Here is a 3679-nt window from a genome sequence, read left to right as displayed (position 1 = left end):
CGGACGCCCCCATCATCACCACCGACGCCCGCCACCGGGCCGACGCCAAGAGCGCGCTCATCACCCTCGTCGAGCACGCCCTCATGGCACGGCTGAAGTAACCGGGCCTGCCGTGCGGACCGGGAGGGCGGGCTGTGTCGTACGACACGGCCCGCTCTTCTCGTTCATAACGTTTCGACAGAGAATTGCCCCCGGACCTGCACACCGTGCGTTCGGGCGGTACCGCTGCGCGCACACGCGGCCCCGCTTTTGCCGCCGCTCGCTCTTTATGTCCGTTTTACGTGTGTCAAAGGTCTCTGAAGCCGGCCGGAACCAACTGTTTGGAACAGGGCCCTTGACCATGCTGGAATTCAACTAACTAGCTAGTAGCACCGCCGAGAGGTTGTTGGTCGAGTGAGGCGAAGCAACTCGAGCCCCGCGGATGAACCCGCGCGCGGCAACTTCACCCCGCCGCAGCGCGCGGCCGCGTCCCCCGTCGACGCGCCCGTGGAACCGCCGGCGAAGAGCGGCAGCACCAGCAGGTTCTCGCCCCGCAACTGGCGTGTGGCGACGCGTCTGAACGCCATCCTGCTCGTACCGGTCCTCGTCGGCCTGGTCATGGGCGGTTTCCAGGTGAAGGGGTCCCTCGACACCTGGAACGAGGCCAAGGACGCCGAGAAGACCGCCCGCATCGTCCAGGCGGCGGCGGAATACGGCCAGGCCCTGCTCAACGAGCGCGACCTCACGGCCGAGCCGCTGCTGAAGGGCGACACGGGCAACGCCGCCGTCGCGAAGGCCTACGAGGCCACCGACGCGGCGAAGGCGAAGTTCGCGGAGGCCGTCAAGGACCTGCCGAAGAACCAGGGTCTGGAGCGGCGCCTGGAGCTCTTCCGCCAGGAGGAGCCCAAGCTCTCCGCGGTCCGCCAGACGGCCTTCAAGGCGCCCGAGACGGCGAAGAAGAACCTCCCCTCCCAGTTGGGTCCCATCCCGACCGAGGACGGGTACCTCCTCGTCCAGCACTACCTCATGCAGTTCTCCAACGAACTGGGGCTGGGCACCGGCAACGTGACCAGCTACGGCCGCATGGTCTACGCGATCGAGCTGGCCAAGGCCGCCGAGTCGCTCCAGCGCTCCATCGGCACGCACCTGCTGGTCCGGCCGAGCGAGAACGAAGAGGTCCGCAAGGCCCAGCTGGTCGCCTTCTCCTCGTACGCCTACCTGGAGGAGATCGCGGTCGGCGAGTACATCGCCGCGGGCACCGACGAGGACGTCAACCGCTTCAAAGACGTCATGCAGAAGAAGTCCCAGGACGGGGCCGCCAAGCTCGCCGCCGCCAAGGCGCAGGCCGAGCAGACCGGTGCCCCGTTCAAGGCTCCGCCCACGGTCAACGGCTCGGCGCTCACGGGCATGACCGAGGCGATAGCCAGCGGCGAGAAGCCCGCCACCCTCGCCAAGAACGGCACCACGTCGGCGGCCTGGCAGGCCGCTGCGACCGCCAAGTTCGAGGGCTACGCAGAAATCGAGAAGGACCTCCTCGACAAGGCCGTCAAGGACACCGTCGTGGTCTCCGAGGACGCCCGCAACGTCGCCATCTGGACCGGCGCCGCCGTGGTCGTGGCCCTGCTCGCCGCGTTCATCCTGGCCGGCATGGTGGCCCGCCAGATGAGCCGCTCGATGCGCCGCCTGCGCTCCGCCGCCTTCGACGTCGCCGAGCAGCGCCTGCCGATGCTCGTCGACCAGCTCTCGCGCACCGACCCGGGCAAGGTCGACACCCGCGTCGCGCCGATCCCGATCGACTCCCAGGACGAGATCGGTGAGGTCGCCCGCGCCTTCGACCAGGTCCACCGTGAGGCCGTCCGGCTCGCCGCCGAGCAGGCGCTCCTGCGGGGCAACGTCAACGCGATCTTCACCAACCTCTCCATACGCAACCAGTCGCTGATCGAGGGCCAGCTGACCCTGATCACCGAGCTGGAGAACAACGAGGCCGACCCGGACCAGCTGGAGAACCTCTTCCGCCTGGACCACCTGGCCACCCGTATGCGCCGCAACGGCGAGAACCTCCTCATCCTCGCCGGCGAGGAGCCGGGCCGCCGTTGGGACCAGCCGGTGCCCCTCGTCGACGTGCTGCGCGCCGCCTCCTCCGAGGTGGAGCAGTACGAGCGCATCGAGCTCTCGAACATCTCCGAGGCGGAGATCCACGGCCAGGCCGTGACCGACCTCGTGCACCTGCTCGCCGAGCTGCTGGAGAACGCCACCACGTTCTCCTCCCCGCAGACCAAGGTCCGCGTCAACGCCACGCGTCTGCCCGACGGCCGCGTCATGGTCGAGATCCACGACAAGGGCATCGGCCTGACCGCCGAGGACTTCGCGGACATCAACCACAAGCTGGCCAACCCGCCGACCGTGGACGCCGCGATCTCGCAGCGCATGGGCCTCTTCGTGGTCGGCCGCCTGGCGGACCGGCACCACATCCGCGTCCAGCTGCGCCCCTCGGGCGAGGCGGCCGGTACGACGTCGCTCATCATGCTCCCCGACGCGATCACCCACGGTGGCGGCGGCGAGGGCATCCCGGACGACGAGTTCACCGTCTCCTCGATGATCCCGCAGCAGCAGGTGCAGCAGGCCGCGCCGATGCGCACGGCGGCCGAACTCGGCTTCGACGACTCCCGCTACGACGGCCAGGGCGCCGAGGGCGGCCTGAACTCGGTGGGCCGCTCCCTCGGCCAGCAGGAGCGCCGTGCGGCGCTGGAGGCGCAGCTGAACCAGCCGCATGCCCCTGCCGCCGAGTACACCGGCCAGCAGGAGTATGCGGAACCGCAGCCGGAGCACGCCTACCAGCAGTACCAGGAGTACGAGCAGCAGCCCGCGCAGGGCTACGACGCCGCGTACGACGAGCAGCAGGCCCACGCGGACCAGCAGGGCTACGAGGCCTACCCGCAGCAGGACTACCCCTATGCGGAAGCGGGCTACGAGCAGCCGCAGCAGGACGTGCAGGGCTACGACAACGGCTACGCTGCCCAGTCGGGGCATGCCGAGTGGCCCGAGCAGAACACGTACTCCGGTGGCTACCAGCAGGGGTACGGGACCGAATCGGAACCCCCGGCCGCTCCCGAACCCGCCGCGGACCGCGTAGGCTTCGATCGTCCGGGCGCCGCTGCCGACACCGGTCACGAAATGACCGGAGCGGGCCTGCCGCGCCGCGGCAGCCAGCAGCAGTGGCAGCCGGCGCAGCAGGAAGCGGAGTCCCCCGGATCCCTCTTCGAGCAGCGGTCGCCGCGACAGCAGCAGCCCGCGGCAGCGGAGCAGGGCCAGGAGGCCGGCGACGGCTGGCGCTCGAAGAACGACGAGCGCTGGCAGGCGGCCGGGAAGCTCCGTGAGCCGAAGGCTGGCGGGGTCACCGCGTCCGGTCTGCCTCGGCGGGTGCCCAAGGCCAACCTGGTCGAAGGTTCTGCGGAGACGACTCCGCAGGGCGGCCCCCAGGTCTCCCGGGCTCCGGAGGACGTGCGCGGCAGGTTGAGCAACCTGCGGCGTGGTGTCCAGCAGGGCCGGAGCGCGGGTACTGAGCAGTCAAGTAACAGCTATGACCAGGAGCGTTAGTGTGAGCCCGATGAGCCAGGCGGCACAGAACCTGAACTGGTTGATCACCAACTTCGTGGACAACACCCCCGGGGTGTCCCACACGGTGGTGGTCTCCGCCGAC

1 protein-coding gene and 2 pseudogenes are annotated in these 3679 nt (G+C 69.5%); all 3 read left to right on the top strand.

Annotated features, from left to right (window positions below; all coding sequences use genetic code 11):
- Positions 1–101, top strand: a pseudogene (locus ACFV7Q_RS38535) (ATP-binding protein); the annotation flags it as partial.
- Positions 102–393: 292 nt separating this feature from the next.
- On the top strand, positions 394–3576 hold the full coding sequence (locus tag ACFV7Q_RS38530) for a nitrate- and nitrite sensing domain-containing protein (protein ID WP_385435616.1): 3183 nt from the start codon (positions 394–396) through the stop codon (positions 3574–3576).
- A 10-nt stretch (positions 3577–3586) separates the two neighbouring features.
- Positions 3587–3679: pseudogene (locus ACFV7Q_RS38525) on the top strand (roadblock/LC7 domain-containing protein); the annotation flags it as partial.

Source organism: Streptomyces sp. NPDC059851, assembly GCF_042732005.1.
Taxonomy (GTDB): Bacteria; Actinomycetota; Actinomycetes; order Streptomycetales; family Streptomycetaceae; genus Streptomyces.
Note: the sequence above shows the minus strand (reverse complement) of the source record. Positions and strands in the feature narration are given on the sequence as shown.